Source organism: Helicobacter didelphidarum (genome assembly GCF_003364195.1).
Lineage (GTDB): Bacteria > Campylobacterota > Campylobacteria > Campylobacterales > Helicobacteraceae > Helicobacter_A > Helicobacter_A didelphidarum.
Genome location: NZ_NXLQ01000228.1, coordinates 1 through 395, shown reverse-complemented (window position 1 = coordinate 395; position 395 = coordinate 1). Strand labels below are relative to the sequence as shown.

Genomic DNA, 395 nt, shown 5'->3' with positions numbered 1-395 from the left:
TATAAGAGGAGGATTACTCACATTATACAAACTAGAACTAATATAGGGCTTATCTATATCATTTTCTAAATAGCTTATAATCACTTCATCTCCTACTCTAGGGATAGCAAATAAGCCACTCTGATTACTTGCTATTGGAGAGGCTACTCGTAAGAATGGGGTATTACTCATCTTTACATTTTCCATCTTTATAGCACTTAGATTCTAACTCTTGCAATAATTCATCATTCACAGAATCTAGCAAGATTCTGTGTTTGCCTTTTGGTTCATCTCTAGGGACTCGGTAGTAGATATAGGTTTTATCAAGCACTTCATCATCAAAATTTTCTTGGCTATATTGATGAAGATAGAATTTACCATTGATGAGCTTAAAGGTGTAATAGTATGTTTCAGAT

Annotated in this window: 2 protein-coding genes; both read right to left on the bottom strand. The window is 33.4% G+C overall.

Annotated elements, in window-relative coordinates; all coding sequences use genetic code 11:
- Positions 1-171, bottom strand: a 171-nt coding sequence (locus CQA53_RS13045; RefSeq protein WP_342767986.1) for a phage baseplate assembly protein V, incomplete at its 3' end; no start/stop codon positions are given.
- Positions 164-395: hypothetical protein (locus CQA53_RS13040; RefSeq protein WP_115544056.1), on the bottom strand; the 232-nt coding region annotated here is incomplete at its 5' end. The genes CQA53_RS13040 and CQA53_RS13045, both read right to left, overlap by 8 nt.